The sequence below is a fragment of the Pseudomonas sp. PS02303 genome (assembly GCF_029959925.1).
Taxonomy (GTDB): Bacteria; Pseudomonadota; Gammaproteobacteria; order Pseudomonadales; family Pseudomonadaceae; genus Aquipseudomonas; species Aquipseudomonas mandelii.
This window is the reverse complement of record NZ_JASCOM010000053.1, coordinates 1-17261: the sequence shown is the minus strand read 5'-3', so window position 1 is coordinate 17261 and position 17261 is coordinate 1. Positions and strand designations below refer to the sequence as shown.

Genomic DNA, 17261 nt, shown 5'->3' with positions numbered 1-17261 from the left:
CTCTATTTAGCCGGCGATACAGTGTGCACCCCACCATACGCAGCCTTTGTTAAGTAAATAAGTCGACAGGCATGGGGCTTCGCACCAATCGAGTGCGGTGCGCAGGCCTGTTAGGACGTCTGTCTCAAGTGGTTAAAAAACTTTGAATAGTTCGTTGACTCTCCCCTTAAGGGCAGAGTTTAGATTTCCGCCGCGTCAGAAGTTGCTGTGGGAAAAGTTACTTCTCGCATACGGAATTCATGAAGCAATCACGATATAGGGAGATAGAGATGAACAATCCATTGGAGTTGGAAAACGTCATTGTCAGCACCCGCGAGATCCTCGCGCAACTGTTGGTGATGAGCGCCGATGATATCGATGAGAACAGCAGTATCGTCGAGGATCTCAGCGCCGATTCGCTGGACATCGTCGACCTGAGCTTTCAACTGGGCCGTCAGTATGGCTGCACCTTGCCCAAAACAAGCGTGCTCGATCACGCCGTCGCTGTCTGCGGCGACGCCGGCGAGTTCCTGGCCAGCGGTCGCATCACTGAAAACGGCAAGGCCTTGCTTGAACAGAGCCTCAGCGTCTACTCCCCGGATCAACTCCAGTCCGGTATGCAACCGGCGCAGGTATTTGCCGCCACCACCGTGCGCAACTGGGCGCAACAGTGCCGCAACCTCTTCAACTATCTGCCGCAGAACTGCCCCGATTGCGGCGCTCAAAAAGCCGTGCTGAACGAACGTCAGCAAGTGGTCTGTGACGCGTGCAGTGCGCGGCTGGTGCCGGCCGACGGCGACGAGGTTTCACGCCAACTGGTGGAGCAATTTGTGGCCACTCACGTCAAAGAGACGGTGTAGGAGTTCTCATGCGGGCACGAGAAGTCTATGTGACCGGATTCGGTCTGGTGGCGCCCATGGCACTGGACGCCGCCACGTTGTTCGAGCGGATCTGCCAGAAGCAGTCCTGTGTTCGCGAACATCCACGGTTCAAGGCGCTGGGCTTCAACAACAGCGCTGCCGGGTTTATCGATGACGGCCAGTGGCAGCAGATCGCCGCGGGTTTCGGCGGCAATGCTGCGCTGCATCCACGGCAGAGTGTGCTGGCCGAGTTCGTCGCTCGACAAGCCATTCAGCATGCCGGTCTGACCCCGACAGCCTTTGCTCACACCCGCAGTGGATTGTTCCTGGGGGCCAACAAGTACTGCGCGGACAGTCACGATCTGCACCGGGCCAGTCGCTGCATGGATGAGTCCGGGCGTGTCGATCTGGATCAACTGCTGGATAACCCGGCGGCGTCGAGCGCGGTCTTCGGGCGCCGGGTCGATCAGCAGACCCAGCACCTGGCCGAGATGCTCGGTATCCGCGATCACATTTCGACCCACTCCGATGCCTGCGCCGCCGGCACCATGGCGATCGGCAGCGCCTACCGGGCGATCGAGCGCGGTGAAATCGACCTGGCCATTTGCGGTGCCGTCGAACTGATGGCCAACGAGTTGCCGTACTACATGTTCAACAGCCTGGGCGCGCTGTGCCAGGCCGACCTGCCGGCAAGCGAGCAGAGTCGACCGTTCATGCCGGACCGCTGTGGCTTCGTGATCAGCGAGGGCGCGGCCATGATCATTCTCGAATCCGCCGAGCATGCGCAACGTCGCAAAGCCGCGCCGTTGGGGCGCGTGCTGGGTTACGCGAATATGTGCGAGGCACAAAAAATGACCTCCAGCAGCCGGGACGGCAGCAAATACGAGGAATGCATGGAAGCTGCAATCGAAGACGCCGGGCTGCTCAGCAGCGCCGTGCAACACGTCAACACCCATGGCACGTCTACCCAGGCTAACGACAGCTGCGAGGCGTTGGCCTTGCAGCGGGTGTTCGGCGAGTGCCAGGAACATGTGACGTTCACTGCCAACAAATCGGCCATCGGTCATTCCCTGGCGGGCAGCGGCGCGATTGAAGCGGTGCTGTCATTGATCAGCCTGCGGGACGGCGTGCTGTTGCCGACCTTGAACTACGATCACGACCGCGCCGAATACCCCTCACTGAAGTTTCTCAGCGAGCCGGTGCGCCAGTCGATCAATGTGGTGATGTCCAATTCGTTCGGGTTCGGCGGCGTCAACAGCTCGCTGGTTCTGGGGAGGGCATGACATGAGCATTGCCGTTTTCATCCATTCTGCCGCCGTGCTGAACGCCGCCGGCAGCGAATGTGCCGACCTGCTCGGAACGCCACCTTCGCCGCAACCGCTGGCATTTGACGCGACGCGACGGGCATACCCGCTGCCGACACCGCGTCTGACCAGCGATCTGTTCGACCGCAAAATCCAGCGTAGCGTCGAACCTCAAGGCCTGCGGCTTTTGCATTGCACGGCGCGCCTGGCGCCCGCGCTGGCGGCCCTGCAACTGCCTCCGGCACGGATTGCCCTGACGGCGGCCATTCCAGAAGTCGACGCGCCAAGCCCTTGCTGGGACGCGGTGCAAGCGATCGGCGAGCAACCGCAAAAGCCACTGGCGCAACTGTTGGCCAATACACCGCCGCTGCATGCCCTGACGCTGCTCAACAGCAGCGTGATGGCCTACGTGGCCGAAGCGTTGCAATGCCACGGGCCGATGGGTGGGTTCTGTTCCCAGGAAAACGCCGGGCTCGATGCCTTGATCGAAGCCTGCCAGCAAATTGTCGAGCAACGTGCCGAAGCGGCGCTGGTGGTCAGCAGCAGTCCGAACCTGACGCCCGCCCTGTATCTGCGTGAACCCTATCAGGCAGACGAGCCGACTTATGGCGAAGGCGCCGCGGCACTGCTGCTCGGCTCGACGCCTTCGCGCACCAACCCGAAGGCCTTGCGCATTGCCGGGTTCGCCCGGGGTTACAGCGCTGATCCGCAACGGGGCGCAGCGGTTGCCCGGCGGGTGATCGACCAGGCACTGAGCCTGGAAAAACTGTGCCTCGGTGACGTCCAGCAAATCGTCGCCAATCCTGAGGATGCGCAACTGATGAGCCTGTTCGCCGACCGACCGCAGGACGTTCGCAGCACTCATGCCATGACCGGCGATCTTGGCGCCAGCGCCTTGCTGACCGAAATCGCGCTGGCCTTGCACCTTACCCACAACGCTTCGGCGACACCGGGCTATACGCTGTTGGTCAGCCATAGCCGCGCCGGTCATTGGGGCGCCTTGCTGCTGGCCAGTGAAACCATGGAGAAGCACACATGAGTGCGACACGGATTGTGATTACCGGCATGGGCGCCGTGACCGGGTTCGGTTTCGAATGGCAGACCCTCTGGGAAAAAATGCTTGGCGCCGAACATTGCGTGCGTCCATGGCAGCCCGACGGGGTGGAAGACGGCACGTTCCCGGTGCGCTACGCCGCGGCCGTGGATATGAGCCTGTTGCCTGAGGCCCTGCAGGACCACCCGGCCTGGACCGTTGCATTGGAAAAACGCAGCCGTTTTGGCTGGGTGGCCGCCACCCAAGCGGTGAAAGACAGCGGACTTGCTCCTGAACAGCTACGTGAAGCCGCCGTGCTCTGCGCTTCGGGCGCGCCCCAACACATGCTGGCCGACATGCTGTTGACCCAGGCACCGGATGGCTGCCCCCCGGGCTGGCAACACCTGATGCCCCGCGCCGGGCAGGTCAGTACCGAGGGCTCGCTGCGTCAGAGCAATGATCGACTGGCTCGGGTGATTGCCGACGGTTTGGGTTGCGAAGGCCCGGTGATCAATATCAGCAGCGCATGCGCCGGAGCCTCCCAGGCCATCGGCAATGCTTTTCAGATGATTCGTCGCGGTGAAGTGAACGTGGCGATTGCCGGCGGCGCCGATTCGGTGCTGAACCTCGACACCATGGCCGCGCTGTACCTGCTCGGCGCGGCATCGAGCGAACAGCGCTGGGGTGTCGATTTGTGCCGGCCATTCGACCGTGATCGCAGTGGCCTGATTGCCGGCGAGGGCGGTGGTTTCTTGGTACTGGAAAGCCTTGAGCATGCGTTGGCACGAGGAGCGACGCCGTATGCCGAAGTGCTCGGTTTCGGCAGCAGCCTGGACGCCTACAAAGTCACCGCCCCGCAACCCGAAGGTCGGGGTGCGGCGCTGGCGATGCAAGCCGCGCTGGACGACGCCGGCCTGCGTGCGCAACAGATCGATCTGATCAACGCCCACGGCACCTCGACGCCGCTCAATGACGTCGCCGAAACCCTGGCGATCAAAAGTGTGTTCGCCGAGCACAAGCACTACCGTTCCCTGGCCATCAGCGCCAACAAGTCGCAGTTCGGGCATTTGATTGCCGCTGCTGGCGCACCCGAATGCATGGTCACCGCGCTGGCGTGCCTGAACGATCTGGTCACGCCGACAGTGAACCTGCATGAGGTCGATGAGCAATGCGACCTGGACTATTGCGTCGGGCAAGCGGTCAGCCGCCGGGTGGATTTTGCCTTGAGCAACTCCTTCGGTTTTGGCGGCCTCAACACTTCGCTGGCCTTGGGCAAATATCGGGAGCACGGACAATGACGGGCGCTACTGTGCGCGTTGCCATCGCCGGCAGCGGTTGCGTATTACCCAGCGGCTGGGGCGTGCAACGCTTTTGGTCAGCGGCCAGTGAAGCCCGCAGCGGTATCGCTTTGCTACAGTCGAAACTGTTCCACAGTGAGCGCGTGACGGCGTTCGGGCATGTCAGTGATGAAGACCATCAAACCAGTCGCCAGGACGTGGCCCAGAACCTCCAGCGTTACTGCCCGCCGGCTGTGATCTGGGGCGTCAGCGCGGTGCGTCAGGCGTTGGTCGAAGCCGGGCTTGAACCAGGCAATGACGGGCTGCGCTACGGCCTCTATTGCTGCCAGGGCGGTTATACCCATCCGTCGTTGGCGGCCTATGGCGAGTTGCTCCACGAGTGCCGCGATGAGTCCGGTGCCGACATGCGGCGCCTTGCTCAACGGGTGTTGCGGGAGCGCGCGCTCGACCCGTTCCTGGTGCTCAAGAGCCTGAGCAACGGCTTGCTCGGGGTTGTCAGTCTGGCGCTGAAACTGGAGTGCGAATGCAACGCCTACATGCAAGGCGTGGCCGGCAATCTGGCGGCGTTGCGCGAGGCATGCGCGGCGTTGCAAAGCGGTCGTATCGATGCGGCGATTGTGGTCGGCGCCGGCAGTGAACTCGATCCGTTGGCGCTGGCCGCACTGGCCGAGGCTGGCGTGATCAGCACCGACGGTTCGCAAACCTTGCGTGCATTCGATCGCCAAGGCACGGGTGGGATTGCCGGTGAAGGCGCGGCGGCATTGATTTTGCGCCGGGCCGACGATCTACCGGATGGGCCGCAGACCTGCCTGTCGGGACTCACCGCCCATCCACGACTGGGGTCGTTGAACCTGCCGGACAAGCAGGTCGATCTGCTGGTCAGCAGCGCCAGTGGCGATCCGCACAAGGACACCGACCTGGCACGGACGCTGGCCCGCGCCGGTGCCTCGCATATCACCAGTAGCGTGCCGGTGACCGGCATTCTCAGCGGCGCGCCGAGCCTGGTCGACCTGATTCTGTCCCGTCATGCACTGCAGGCCCAGCGTGTGCCGCCGATCATCGGGTTGCAGCAACCGGTGGAACCGCAGCTGCCGTTTGTGCTCGGTGAAGGCCGGGACGCGGTGCTGCGCGACTGCCTGATTATCAACCGTGACGACAACGGTTTCAGCGCCTGTTACCAGCTCGACTATCAGGCGGCCGGTCAGCCGTTTTGAACGTAATGAATCGCTTCTATTTTCTGATCAAGGGATATGACTTTTATGGATTACCGCGATTACGTACGACCTAAATTCGTTGAATTGATGCAGGCCCTGGGCCTGGAATGCCAGTTCCACCGGGCGCTGGGCAGCAAGCTGTTTCACCTCGACAAACAAGGCGCAGAGGTGACCGTCACCGACTTTCTGGGCGGTTACGGTGCGGCGTTGTTTGGCCACAATGACCCGCAGTTCGTCGACCAACTCTGCGGCCTGTTGCGCGCCGATGTGCCGTTCAATGCGCAGATGTCCGTGCGTGGCGCCGCCGGTATGCTGGGCCGCGAACTCAGCGAGGCGTTCAATCGGGAGTTGAACAACAACGAGCGCTACATTTCGACCTTCTCCAACAGTGGCGCCGAGTCGGTGGAAATCGCCGTCAAGCATGCCGAATACCGCCGTCAGAAAACCTTGCAGAAGCAGTTCGACGAACGGGATTTCGCCCTGGCCAACCTGACCGCCAGCGACAAGGCCTATGTCGAACTGGACGTTGATGACCTCGACCTGCCGGCCGGATTACTGCCGGAAAATCTGTCTTACGTGACCGTGCGCCAAGTGGTGGAAGCGGTGCGTCAACACAACCTCGCGCAGTTGCATGTCGAGCCGGTATTCGTCGCCCTTCGCGGCAGCTTTCACGGCAAACTGGTGAACACCGTCCAGCTGACGTACGGCAAACAGTACCGTCAGCCGTTCGCCCGTTTTGGCCTTAACGTCGAGTTCATCGATCCGCAGCAACCCCAGCAGCTCTTGGATTTGCCGGCCCGCCACACGCGGCATTGGCTCAGCCTTGAGTGGAGCGGCGAGACCTTGCAGGTACGTCGTGAAGCTTTCAGCGCGATCACGGCGGTGTTGCTCGAACCGATCCAGGGCGAGGGCGGCATCAACGAGTTCGCCAACGAGTTCTACCTGGGCCTGCGTCGCCTGTGCAACGAGCAGCAATGCCCGCTGATCATCGACGAAGTGCAATCGGGTTTCGGCCGCACCGGCACTTTGCTCGGCGCCAGCCATTTCAACTTGCAGGGCGATTACTACTGCCTGTCCAAAGCGTTGGGCGGTGGCCTGATGAAAATTGCCGCGACGGTCATCCGTGCCAGCCACTACGAAAACGATTTCAGCTACATCCACAGCTCGACCTTCGCCGAAGACGATGCCTCGTGCCATATCGCCCTGTCGGCATTGCGCCGCTTGTTTGCCAACGACAGCGCGATGCTCAAGGAGGTGAACAGGAAAGGCGAATACCTCAAGTCGTCATTGCTCGAACTCAAAGCCGCGTACCCGGACGTGATTGCCGACGTGCGTGGTCGAGGGTTGCTGCTGGGGTTCGAACTGCACGACCTGACCGGCACCAGTTCGCTGGTGCAGGCGTCGGCGCAGTACAACGATGCGCTGGGTTACATCATTGCCGGCTACCTGCTGCAATTCGAATCGCTGCGGGTCGCGCCGTCGGGCAGCAACGCCAACGTGATTCGCCTGGAGCCGCCGGTGTGCATCACCTTCGAGGAAATCGACGGCTTGATCGGCTCGTTGCAAAAGGTCTGCGACATGCTGCGTCGCCGCGATGCCTTCCCGTTGGCGGCGGGTGTTTGCGCCGACAGCATCCCCGAAGTACCGGCCCGCGAGGTGAGCTTCAAGGAACCTGAAAACCTCCCAAAGCCTGACGAGAACGTTCGCGTGGTGGCGCGCGTGGCGTTCATCAATCACCTGATCGATTCCGACATGCTCAGTGATGTTGACCCGTCGCTGTCGACCCTCAGCGCCGAACAGAAGCGCGAGTTCATCAAGCGTATGGCCCCGGAGCGGCGTGCTGCGCCAATCGGCCCGGTGTTGATTCGTTCGAAACTCGGCACCGCCGTGGAATTCACCCTGTACCCGTTGTGCATGGACTCCGATGCCATGGCTGCGTACATCGCCAGTGGCGACCTGGACACCATCCGCGACGAAGTCGGTAATCGCATCCGTGATGCCCGGGCGGATGGCTACAGTGTGGCCGGTCTGGGCATGTACACCTCGATCGTCACCAACAACTGTCAGGCGCTGAAAATCCCCGACATGGCGCTGACTTCCGGCAATGCGCTGACCATCGGCATGGGCCTGGAAGCGATCGAGCAAGGCTGCAAGCAGCAAGGCCTGGAAATGAGCCAACAGACGGCGGCGGTGGTCGGCGCGGCGGGCAACATTGCTTCGACTTACGCTTCGTTGCTGTCCACCAGTGTCGAACACCTGATCCTCATCGGCAGCGGTCGCGACGGCTCACTGCGGCGCCTGGAGAAGACCGCCCAGCTGATTTACGCCGAGGCCGCCCGCGCGATTCTCAAAGGTGTCGCCGAGCACGACCGCCTCGCCAGCCGCTTGCAGAAACTCGACGGCATCGACGCGTTGTTGCAGGCCCACGGTGCTGGCGCGGACCTCGGTTTGCGAGTGCAGCGTCTGGTCGAAGAGCGCCTGGGTGCGAATGCGTTCATCACGGTCAGCAATGACCTTGAGGTGCTGAAACAGGCGCGCATCGTGCTCTGTGCGGCGAATGCCCCTCAACCGTTTCTCGGTGCCGATCACTTCGCCGAAAACAGCGTGATCTGCGACATCGCGGTGCCGCTGAACGTCGATCAGAACCTCTCCAGTCAACGGGCCGACGTGTTGTACATGCACGGCGGGATTGTCCAGACACCGTTGGGCGATGGCCTGATTCGTAACGTGCGCGCCTACCTCAAGGAAGGCCAGTTGTATGCCTGCATGGCGGAGTCGGTGTTGATGGGGTTGTCCGGGATGAAACAGCACTACTCCTACGGCGATATCAGCCGCGAGCAAGTGCAGCAGATTCGTGCCCTGGCCGCGACCCACGGCTTCAGCCTCGCGCAGTTCAAGACTGACAACTCACTCTAAGGAACGGTCATGCCGAATAAAGTAGCAGTGGTGACCGGTGGCAGTCGTGGTATCGGCCGGGCGATTGTCCTGACCCTGGCCGGCGCGGGCTATCAGATTGCATTCAGTTATGTACGCGACGAAGTGGCCGCCATGTCCTTGCGCGACGAGGTTCAGGCACTGGGCCTCGAGTGCCTGGCGCTGCAATGCGATGTCAGCAGCGGCGACAGCATCAAAGGCTTTTTCGAACGGGTCGACGAGCATTTCCAGCGCGTCGATCTGCTGGTCAACAACGCTGGCATCACCCGTGACGGGTTGCTGGCGACGATGCCGAGCCGCGACATCGTCGAGGTGATCCAGACCAACCTGATCGGCACCTTGCTCTGCTGTCAGCAAGTGGTGCCGGGCATGATGCGCCAGCGCAGCGGTTGCATCGTCAACATCAGCTCGGTGGCAGCGCAGAAACCCGGCAAGGGGCAAAGCAACTATGCCGCGGCCAAGGGCGGTGTCGAAGCGCTGACCCGTGCCCTGGCAGTGGAACTGGCGCCGCGCAACATTCGGGTGAATGCGGTGGCGCCGGGCATCGTCAACACCGAAATGAGCACGGCGCTGATCGGCAGTCAGGAACAGGAAATCCAGTCACGGTTGCTGATCAAGCGTTACGCCGAACCCCATGAGATAGCCGAGGCGGTGCTGTACATCGCCGATCGCGGTTTGTACCTGACGGGTGAGGTCCTGCCGGTCAACGGCGGGTTGAAGATGCCATGAGCCGGACCATTCTGATTACCGGTGCCGCCAAAGGCATCGGCCGGGCGGTGGCAGAGAATTTTGCCGCCGACGCCGGGCACCGCTTAATTCTGCTGGATCTGGATTTACCGGAACTGCAACGCTGGGTCGACGAGCAACACGGGCAGATCAAGGCCCGTGTCGAAACCCATTCGGCGAACATTGCCGACCTGGAGGGCATGGAAGCCTTCTTCAAAATGCTCGCCAAACAGGTGGACTACGTCGATGTGCTGGTCAACAGCGCCGGTATCTGCAACGAGAACGAACCGGAAGATTTGCACAACTGGCACAAGGTGATTTCGGTCAACCTCAACGGTACGTTCTACGTCACTTCTTTGTGCCTGCCGTTGATGCCGGACCGCGGGCGGATCATCAACATGTCGTCGATCCTCGGCCGCGCCGGCAAGGTCCGCAACACCGCGTACTGCGCTTCCAAACACGGCATCGTCGGCATGACCAAAGCCCTGGCGCTGGACCTGGCACCACGGTTGATCACCGTCAACGCGATTCTGCCCGCATGGATCGACACGCCCATGCTGCAAGGTGAACTGGCGGCGCAAGCGGCCATTGCCGGGCTGACCCAGGAACAGATCCTGCGCAACGCCAAGAAAAAACTGCCGATGCGCCGCTTCATTCAAAGCGAAGAAGTCGCGGCGATGGTGCGTTACCTGGCCAGCCCCGAAGCGGGCGGGGTGACTGCGCAGAGCCTGGTGATCGACGGCGGTGTCGGGTTGGGAATGTAACCATGCCGGGATCACACATTAACCGTGCCGCGTGGGCGGTATTGGCCTGCATGGTCGCGCCGCCGGCGCTGGCTGAATTGACGGTCGACGACCTCAAGCCGGATTACGCCGACGCCGAGGTCGGCGTCGCCACCGCGTTGCGCCTGCACGGTGACGACCAGATCACCCAGAAGGCGATGTATTTCAAGGCCAACCTGGAAGACAACTGGGACGGTGGTTACTACAAGGCCAAGGGCCGGGTGCGTTACGACGCCCGCTACGACGGCAACAATCCGTACAGCGAACGGGCGCGGGACAAATACCGCTTCGACGCCGACTGGCGGCATTTGTACTGGGGCCAGTCGGTGGGCGACGGCGAGGTGACTGTCGGCTGGCAGCAAGTGGTCTGGGGCCGTGCCGATGAGTTGCGGGTGCTCGACCAGATCAACCCGGTGGACTATCGCGATGGCCTGACTCCGCTGCTGGAAGACAGCCGGATCGCGGTGCCCATGGTGCGGTTTGCGCAACCGGTGGGCGAGTGGGAACTGGAGGCGCTGTGGGTCACCGACTTTGTGAAAAACCAGCCGCCGGTGGCGGGCAGCGAGTTCGACGCACCGTTATTTGCCGCGCCGGATCCTCAGTATTTCCTGCTCGATTCCAAACCCGGCTACGACGGTGACAAGGGCTTTTCGTATGGCCTGAGCGCCAACGGCCGCATCGGTTCGGTGGACACCAGTTTCGTCGCACTGAACGCGCGCCAGCAGGACCCGGTGTACGCCGTCGAAGGCCTGGCCGATGACGGCCGCACGCGACTGGAGCGCCAGTTTCCCCGTTACACCATGGGCGGCGCGGGGCTGGCGATCGACGCCGGTCACAGCATCGTGGTGCGCAGCGAAATTGCCTGGTTCGACAACTGGCGGGTGACCAATCCGACCCGCGCTTACGGCGCCGACAGCACCTCGATGGTCAAGTCGTTGCTGGGCGTCGACTACTTGCTGCGTGACTGGCTGATTTCCGTGCAGTGGCAGCAACAGCAATTGCTCGACTGGCAGGACGGCATGCTGCAAGACAAGCGCGAGCACCTGTTCACCTTATCCGCCGAGGGCACCCATTGGCAGGACCGACTCAAGAGCCGGCTGGTGGTCGCCGCCTCGCCACCGTTTAACGACGATGCGCTGTTGCAAGGCATCTTCACTTACAAACCGGTGGACTGGATCAAGCTCGGGCTGGAAGTGGATGTGTTCTTCGGCAAGCCCGACAAGCCCTTCGGCGAGTACGACAACCGCGACCAAGTGCGGCTGTCCGCCGGTTACCTGTTTTAACCCTATGACGCCTGCGTGCCCCTGGCGCATGGGCTCGACCATACTCATCTGACGAAAAGGGAAGTTCCCATGTTGCCGCTATTCAAAACTCTGACCGCCGCCGCATTGATCCTGAGCGGCGCTTGCGCCACCGCCGCCGACGGCAAGAATGCCGATGAAATCATCCGCCAGGTGCGGGATCGAAACGACGGCAAAAGCTTCATGTCCCAAGTGTCGCTGATCCTCCACGACAAAAAGGGCAATACCCGGGTTCGCGAGTTCACTTACCTGCAAAAGGATTACCCGGACAGCGACAAATTCAGCATGTATTTCTCCGCCCCCACTGACGTGCGCGACGTGGCTTTTCATATCGAAAACCCCCACGAAACCCTGGGTCAGGAAGACAGCCAGTGGATGTACTTGCCGGTCAGCCGCCAGACGCGGCGGATCTCCACCACCGACAAGCGCGGCTCGTTCATGGGCAGCGAGTACTCCTACGCCGACCTGGACAAGATCAGGGTCAAGGATTACACCCAGACGCTGGTCGGCGAAGAACAGGTCAAGGGCCGCGACTGCTACGTGATCGAGCGTGAACCGGCGTCGCCCGAGGTGCTGGCCAAGACTGGCTACAACAAGCTGAAAGTGTGGATCGACAAGCAGAATTTCCTGGTCATGCGTCAGGACTTCTTCGACGTCAAAGGCGTGCTGGTCAAGCAGATGCGCACGCAAAAGGTCGACACCATCGACTCGATCGACAGCATCGTGTTGAGCGAAACCGAACACTTCATCGACGGCACGCGTTCAGAGATGCGCTTCAACCACCTGCAATACAACGTGCAACTGGAAGACCGTTTGTTCACCCAGACCGCCATCAAGCGCGGGCTGAAAACCGGCGACGTGCCGGACTTTGCCGTGTCTGCCCGCTAAGCACCGATCCCGACGACCCTGGAACGCATGATCATGGAAAGATACCTGAACTTCGTCGAGCGCTATGCGCGGGCGATCGTTTTCCTGCTGGTGGCGGTCACGGCGTATTTCACCTATACGCTGGGCTCGCTGATCTCCGACACCAACCCTTACTTGCTCAAGGAAACCCATCCGGCGCGCAAGACCATCATCGACTTGCAAAGCGAATTCACCGGCACGTTTGACTCGGTGATGGTGGCAATCAACAACCCGCAGACGGTGTTCAACAAGCCGACCCTCAACGCACTGTTTTCGATGTCGCAATCGGTGCGCAAGATGATCCTGGCCAACGACGCCGACAAGGCGCAGTTGACGCAAATCGTTGCGAAGCACCCAGACGACAGTCGTGCGCAGTTATTGGCGCGGGACATTCTGGAGAACGGTTTTTCCCAGAACGACTACGCCCAGGCCAAGGCCCTGCGTGATTACGCCCAGAGCCAGAACTGGGATGCCCATGATCAGTTGTTCCTGACATTTCTCGCCGAGCGAATCAACCCGATCCGTGAAATGGCGTCGATGGGCGACCTGGAAAACATCGTGCTGACCGGCGATGGCGAGTTGCTGATCCACAAGACCCTCAACGCCTACGACATGGACCCGGCGCTGGTCGAGTCGCAGATCATGGGCAACGAGCTGATGGTCGACGGGGTCGTCTCCAAGGACAAGAAAATCGCGGTGCTGGTGGCCGAGCTGGGCACCAAGCAAGACGACGCCCAGGCGCAACTGCGCGCCTACCAGATCGTGCGCGGCATTGTCGCGGACTATCAAGCAGCGCACCCGGAGTTCAAGGATGAGATCTTCATTGCCGGCATGCCGATCTTCATCGCGGCCCAGCAGGAGATCATCGACCATGACCTGGCGGTGCTGTTCCCGATTGTCTTTTTGTTGATCACCCTGCTGTTGATTTTCTTCTTCCGCAAACCGCTGGGCGTGCTGTTGCCGCTGTTCAATATTCTGTTCTGCACCATCTGGACACTGGGCCTGATGGCTATGTTGCGGGTGCCGTTCGACTTGCTGACCAGTGTCCTGCCGGTGTTTCTGTTCACCATTTGCTGCTCGGATGCGATCCATGTGATGGCCGAGTATTACGAGCAGAAAAACGCCGGTAAAAGTAACCGTGAAGCCAATCGCGAGACGCAACGGCTGATGGTGGTGCCGGTGGTGTTGACGACGGTGACTACCATCGCCACCTTCATGATTTCCACGACCAACAACATCGTCAGCATCCGCAATTTCGGCGTATTCATGTCCATCGGCCTGACGGCGGCGCTGATTATTTCACTGTTGCTGATTCCGGCCTGGATTTCGATCTGGGGCAAGGACCAGACTCCGAAAACCCTCGCTGCCGTGCACAAGGAATCGATCATTTCGCGTTATCTGGTGGCGTTCTGCGCGCGGTTGATCCAGTGGCGCAAACCGATCTTGATCGTGACGCTGCCCTTGCTGATCTTGATGACGGTGTTCACCTTTCGCGTCGATATCGAAGACTCGGGCATCGCCTACTTCAAGCCCGAGAGCCATATTCGCGTTTCGGACGAGTTCATCAACCAAGCCGGGGTTGCGGGCACGGCACCGGGCTGGATCGCCATCGACAGCAAAGAACCGCGCGGCGTGCTGACCACTGAAGTGGTGCAGTTCATCGACAAGCTCGACCACTTCATCAAGCAGCAACCGCACGTCAGTTACGGCTATTCCCTGGCGACTTACGTCAAGCGCATGAACCTGGTGCTCAACGATATGAACCCCGACTACTTGCGCGTGCCCCAGGCGCTGGAGCAGGTGACGTCGGTCAATGATGAGGGGCAGGTCGAGCGGTTCGAGGTGCCGGGCAATTCACTGATCGAGCAACACGTGATGCTGTTCGAGAACGGCGGCGGCTCGGACCTCAATAACGTGCTCAATGCCGACTATTCCAAGGCGTTGACGCTGTACACCATGACGTCGTCGGTGGCCAGCGACTACCAGGCCATGCTGGATCAGCTCGATGCCTGGTTGCTGGTGAACAAACCGGCCAATCTCGAAGTGACGCACGCCGGCACGCCGTTGATCTGGACCGGCGTGTTGCAGGAAATCACCCAGGGCCAGGTCTTGAGTTTTTCCCTGGCGTTGCTGGTGGTCACGCTGATGATGATGTATTGGCTCAAGTCGGTACGGTTGGGCGTACTCGGCATGCTGACCCTGTTGACCACCTCAGTGACAGTCTATGGCTTCATGTTCCTGTTCGGCATCGAGCTGAACATCGGTACGACGCTGGTGACCTTCCTGGTGGTGGGTGTGGTCGATTACGCGGTGCACCTGCTGTCACGGATCAAACTGTTGGTGCAGCAAGGCATTCATATCGACGCGGCCATTTTGCAGGCGATGCACAGCGTCGGCCGTTCGACCGTGGTCAACGTGGTGATTTTCTCCGTGGGATTCATGGCGCTGCTGTTTTCCGACTTCAAGCCGATTGTCGATTTGGGCGCACTGGTGGCGATGGCGCTGTTTTCCAGCGGTGTCATGACCATTCTGCTGGTGACGCTGGTGGCGCCGTGGTTCTTCGCCGCGATTGTTCCGGTAGCGCCGCTGCCGGAAAAAGATCGAGCCGCAGGGAAGCCCGCCTTGATCTGACCTGATGACCGGCAGCGCAGGCGCGCCAGTGACATGCGAGGGATCATCCTGTGCAGCAGGGTAGTCAGTTCAGCGTATTGCCCGGGTTTTTTTCGCCATAGCGGGCGATACGCTCGAACTGACATTCATCTCGGGCATCGTTGAGGTTGTTTTCGAATTCTTCGAGGCCGTTGTGCAGTTGCTGTAGAGCGCCGATCTGGGAGACCAGCTCGGCCTTTTTTTCGGCGATCGCTTTTTGCGCCATGTCCCACGGGAATTCGTCACCTTGGTAGTTGTTCAACATCAACCGCAGCTCTTTGAGCTTGAAACCCAGTTGCTGGGCGCACTTGATGAACGTCAACACCTCGACACTCTGCTGGCTGTAGATACGGTATTTGCCTTCACGCTTGGGCTCGGGCAATAGGCCGATTTCTTCGTAATGGCGAATGCTTTTGACTGTGGTGCCCGACAGCTGGGCGGCTTTGCCGATATACATAAAGATCCGTCTCGATGATCAAACAGGGCGTAGCGCGACCAGACCTCATGCCTGATCGGAGCGAATAATATAGTGAATAACATTCAATGGTTGCAGCGGCGTGTAAATGACGCGCACAGCCGACGAACGACCGCTTGAGAGGGGGACGTGAGGACGGGCTGACGGCGAGGGTGCGCCGTCAGCAGGCAGCGGAGGGTGCGTCAGCTACCGGCGGTAACCCGGGCCTGTTCGAGCCAGGCGTCACGCTGGGTCGACTTCGAACCCAGGATCGGCCCGAAAGTCAGGGTCTTCAACGGCTTGATGCCGCAGAACTCCAGGGTTGTCTTGCGCATCTGGTGCAGGCCGGGCATGTGATAGACCCATTTGTAATACCAGGGCGGCGTGTCCATGGTCACCAGCAGATGCGCGGTCCGGCCCTTGAGCAGTTTGTCGGGGAAGGCCTTGCCCTCACGGTATTTGAAAGCAAAACCGGGCAGGAAAATGCGGTCGAGAAAGCCCTTCATCAACGCCGGTATGCCGCCCCACCAGATCGGATAAACGAACGTCAGGTGTTCGGCCCAGGTGATATCGGCCTGGGCTTGCAACAGGTCCGGCTCCAGCGGCTGGATAGTGTTATAGCCATGGTGCAAGACCGGATCAAAGTCCAGCGCATCCAGACGCAGCAGGCGCACGTCATGTCCGGCATCCTTGGCGGCCTGGACGTAAGTTTCGCTCAACGCCCCGCAGAAACTGTCGGTGGAGGGGTGGCCCAGAATCACGAGCATTCGTTTGCTCATCGCGTGTACTCCTGAAATGAAGCCCGCAGCATAGAGTCTGCCCCTTACGGTAGAGTCAAGGCGTTCCCGGCGTCAGTGCCTCCAGCAAGGCCCGGGCGTAACCGGGCAGGCTGTCGACGTCACGGGCACAGATTTTCAGGGTGCGGTTGGCCCAGTCTTCGGGAAGAGCGCGGGTCGTGACCCCTTGTACCTGTGGCCAGCGCTCGATGGCCACCCGCGGCACGATGGCCAGTCCTGCACCGCGCGCAACCATGCGAATGACCCCGTCGAAGCCGTCGGCACGAATGCGGATCGGCATGCGCTGGCCAATGTGCAGGGCCTGTTCTTCCACGTGGATGGCCAAGGCACTGCTGGCGCCCAGGGCCACATAGTCGTGGTTCAAGGTGTCGGCGAAGGTCAGTGATGGCTGGTCGGCCAAGGGATGATCAGGAGGCAGAATCAACACCAGCGGGTCCTCGCGAAACGGCCGGGTGTGCAGGTCATCGGTGTCCACCGCGTCGGACACGATGCCGAGGTCTGCCGCCCCTTGGCGCAACGCATGGGTGATGCGGGCGCTGGGCAATTCTTGAAGGTCGATGTCGAGGTTCGGATGCTCGCGCAGAAAGTCGGCGAGCAACTCCGGCAGGTATTCGGTGATCGCGGTGGTGTTGCACAGCAATCGCACCTGACCTTTGACGCCCTTGGCGTATTCGGCCAGATCCTGCTGCAGGCGCTCGGCTTGTTGCAGCAGGGCACGGGCGTGTTTCGCCAGGGCTTTGCCGGCCGGGGTGGGTGTGACACCGCGCCGGCCACGCTCAAGGAAGTCGATGCCGAGGGAGGATTCCATGGCCCGGATTCGGGCGCTGGCCGCTGCCAGGGATAAGTGGCTGCGGGCGGCACCGGCGGTGATGTTGCCAGTGTCGAGGATGTTCAGGTAGAGGCGCAGGTCGGTCAGGTCGAAGTGCATGGCAGCAACCTCTAAATATGTGTTGCCTGGAAGGGCGCTTTCGCGAGCAGGCTCGCTCCCACATTGGGAAATGCGTTTTAACTGTGGGGGCGAGCC

The 17261-nt window shown here is 60.9% G+C and carries 14 protein-coding genes; 11 read left to right on the top strand and 3 right to left on the bottom strand.

Annotated elements, in window-relative coordinates:
- The first annotated feature begins 269 nt into the window (after nucleotides 1-269).
- From QMX98_RS14675 to QMX98_RS14625, 11 genes are all read left to right on the top strand, one after another.
- Complete coding sequence (locus QMX98_RS14675; RefSeq protein ID WP_282410961.1) at nucleotides 270-839, top strand: acyl carrier protein; 570 nt, start codon at nucleotides 270-272, stop codon at nucleotides 837-839.
- A gap of 8 nt (nucleotides 840-847) precedes the next feature.
- A complete protein-coding gene (locus QMX98_RS14670; RefSeq protein WP_010463731.1) occupies nucleotides 848-2122 on the top strand; it encodes a beta-ketoacyl-[acyl-carrier-protein] synthase family protein in 1275 nt (424 codons plus the stop codon).
- A gap of 1 nt (nucleotide 2123) precedes the next feature.
- Nucleotides 2124-3182: a beta-ketoacyl synthase gene (locus QMX98_RS14665; RefSeq protein WP_282410960.1), complete on the top strand. Its 1059-nt coding sequence runs from the start codon at nucleotides 2124-2126 to the stop codon at nucleotides 3180-3182.
- Complete coding sequence (locus QMX98_RS14660) at nucleotides 3179-4474, top strand: beta-ketoacyl-[acyl-carrier-protein] synthase family protein (RefSeq protein ID WP_282410959.1); 1296 nt, start codon at nucleotides 3179-3181, stop codon at nucleotides 4472-4474. The genes QMX98_RS14665 and QMX98_RS14660 overlap by 4 nt, the downstream gene beginning before the upstream one ends.
- Entirely contained in the window at nucleotides 4471-5688 is a 1218-nt protein-coding gene (locus tag QMX98_RS14655; protein ID WP_282410958.1) for a beta-ketoacyl synthase N-terminal-like domain-containing protein, read from the top strand. The genes QMX98_RS14660 and QMX98_RS14655 overlap by 4 nt, the downstream gene beginning before the upstream one ends.
- Before the next feature lie 45 nt (nucleotides 5689-5733).
- The gene (locus QMX98_RS14650) at nucleotides 5734-8604 is read left to right on the top strand and encodes an aminotransferase class III-fold pyridoxal phosphate-dependent enzyme (protein WP_282410957.1); all 2871 of its coding nucleotides are present in this window, start codon (nucleotides 5734-5736) and stop codon (nucleotides 8602-8604) included.
- Nucleotides 8605-8613: 9 nt separating this feature from the next.
- Nucleotides 8614-9351, top strand: coding sequence for a 3-oxoacyl-ACP reductase family protein (locus QMX98_RS14645; RefSeq protein WP_282410956.1), 738 nt, complete (start codon nucleotides 8614-8616; stop codon nucleotides 9349-9351).
- The gene (locus tag QMX98_RS14640) at nucleotides 9348-10112 is read left to right on the top strand and encodes an SDR family NAD(P)-dependent oxidoreductase (protein ID WP_010463725.1); all 765 of its coding nucleotides are present in this window, start codon (nucleotides 9348-9350) and stop codon (nucleotides 10110-10112) included. Before QMX98_RS14645 ends, QMX98_RS14640 begins: the two co-directional genes overlap by 4 nt.
- 50 nt (nucleotides 10113-10162) lie before the next feature.
- A complete protein-coding gene (locus QMX98_RS14635) occupies nucleotides 10163-11413 on the top strand; it encodes a DUF1302 family protein (protein ID WP_172792613.1) in 1251 nt (416 codons plus the stop codon).
- Nucleotides 11414-11482: 69 nt separating this feature from the next.
- A complete protein-coding gene (locus QMX98_RS14630) occupies nucleotides 11483-12319 on the top strand; it encodes an outer membrane lipoprotein-sorting protein (RefSeq protein WP_077747336.1) in 837 nt (278 codons plus the stop codon).
- Nucleotides 12320-12352: 33 nt separating this feature from the next.
- The gene (locus tag QMX98_RS14625; RefSeq protein ID WP_282410955.1) at nucleotides 12353-14968 is read left to right on the top strand and encodes an MMPL family transporter; all 2616 of its coding nucleotides are present in this window, start codon (nucleotides 12353-12355) and stop codon (nucleotides 14966-14968) included.
- A 64-nt stretch (nucleotides 14969-15032) separates the two neighbouring features.
- Here the strand turns inward: QMX98_RS14625 and QMX98_RS14620 are convergent, their stop codons facing one another.
- From QMX98_RS14620 to QMX98_RS14610, 3 genes are all read right to left on the bottom strand, one after another.
- Nucleotides 15033-15443 (bottom strand): MerR family transcriptional regulator, encoded by a 411-nt coding sequence (locus QMX98_RS14620; RefSeq protein ID WP_154914016.1) that lies wholly within the window; start codon nucleotides 15441-15443, stop codon nucleotides 15033-15035.
- 200 nt (nucleotides 15444-15643) lie between these two features.
- Nucleotides 15644-16219 carry an NAD(P)H-dependent oxidoreductase gene (locus QMX98_RS14615; RefSeq protein ID WP_077747337.1) on the bottom strand — a complete coding sequence of 192 codons (576 nt, stop codon included), beginning with the start codon at nucleotides 16217-16219 and terminating at the stop codon, nucleotides 15644-15646.
- Nucleotides 16220-16274: 55 nt separating this feature from the next.
- Entirely contained in the window at nucleotides 16275-17165 is an 891-nt protein-coding gene (locus tag QMX98_RS14610) for a LysR substrate-binding domain-containing protein (RefSeq protein ID WP_010463719.1), read from the bottom strand.
- Between the last annotated feature and the right edge of the window lie 96 nt (nucleotides 17166-17261).

Bases quoted from the DNA above. Each gene is read 5' to 3' on its own strand.
- QMX98_RS14630 (WP_077747336.1), top strand. From the start codon at position 11,483: ATGTTGCCGCTATTCAAAACTCTGACCGCCGCCGCATTGATCCTGAGC.
- QMX98_RS14665 (WP_282410960.1), top strand. From the start codon at position 2,124: ATGAGCATTGCCGTTTTCATCCATTCTGCCGCCGTGCTGAACGCCGCC.
- QMX98_RS14645 (WP_282410956.1), top strand. From the start codon at position 8,614: ATGCCGAATAAAGTAGCAGTGGTGACCGGTGGCAGTCGTGGTATCGGC.
- QMX98_RS14635 (WP_172792613.1), top strand. From the start codon at position 10,163: ATGGTCGCGCCGCCGGCGCTGGCTGAATTGACGGTCGACGACCTCAAG.
- QMX98_RS14620 (WP_154914016.1), bottom strand. From the start codon at position 15,443: ATGTATATCGGCAAAGCCGCCCAGCTGTCGGGCACCACAGTCAAAAGC.
- QMX98_RS14655 (WP_282410958.1), top strand. From the start codon at position 4,471: ATGACGGGCGCTACTGTGCGCGTTGCCATCGCCGGCAGCGGTTGCGTA.
- QMX98_RS14625 (WP_282410955.1), top strand. From the start codon at position 12,353: ATGGAAAGATACCTGAACTTCGTCGAGCGCTATGCGCGGGCGATCGTT.
- QMX98_RS14670 (WP_010463731.1), top strand. From the start codon at position 848: ATGCGGGCACGAGAAGTCTATGTGACCGGATTCGGTCTGGTGGCGCCC.
- QMX98_RS14660 (WP_282410959.1), top strand. From the start codon at position 3,179: ATGAGTGCGACACGGATTGTGATTACCGGCATGGGCGCCGTGACCGGG.
- QMX98_RS14675 (WP_282410961.1), top strand. From the start codon at position 270: ATGAACAATCCATTGGAGTTGGAAAACGTCATTGTCAGCACCCGCGAG.
- QMX98_RS14615 (WP_077747337.1), bottom strand. From the start codon at position 16,219: ATGAGCAAACGAATGCTCGTGATTCTGGGCCACCCCTCCACCGACAGT.
- QMX98_RS14650 (WP_282410957.1), top strand. From the start codon at position 5,734: ATGGATTACCGCGATTACGTACGACCTAAATTCGTTGAATTGATGCAG.
- QMX98_RS14640 (WP_010463725.1), top strand. From the start codon at position 9,348: ATGAGCCGGACCATTCTGATTACCGGTGCCGCCAAAGGCATCGGCCGG.
- QMX98_RS14610 (WP_010463719.1), bottom strand. From the start codon at position 17,165: ATGCACTTCGACCTGACCGACCTGCGCCTCTACCTGAACATCCTCGAC.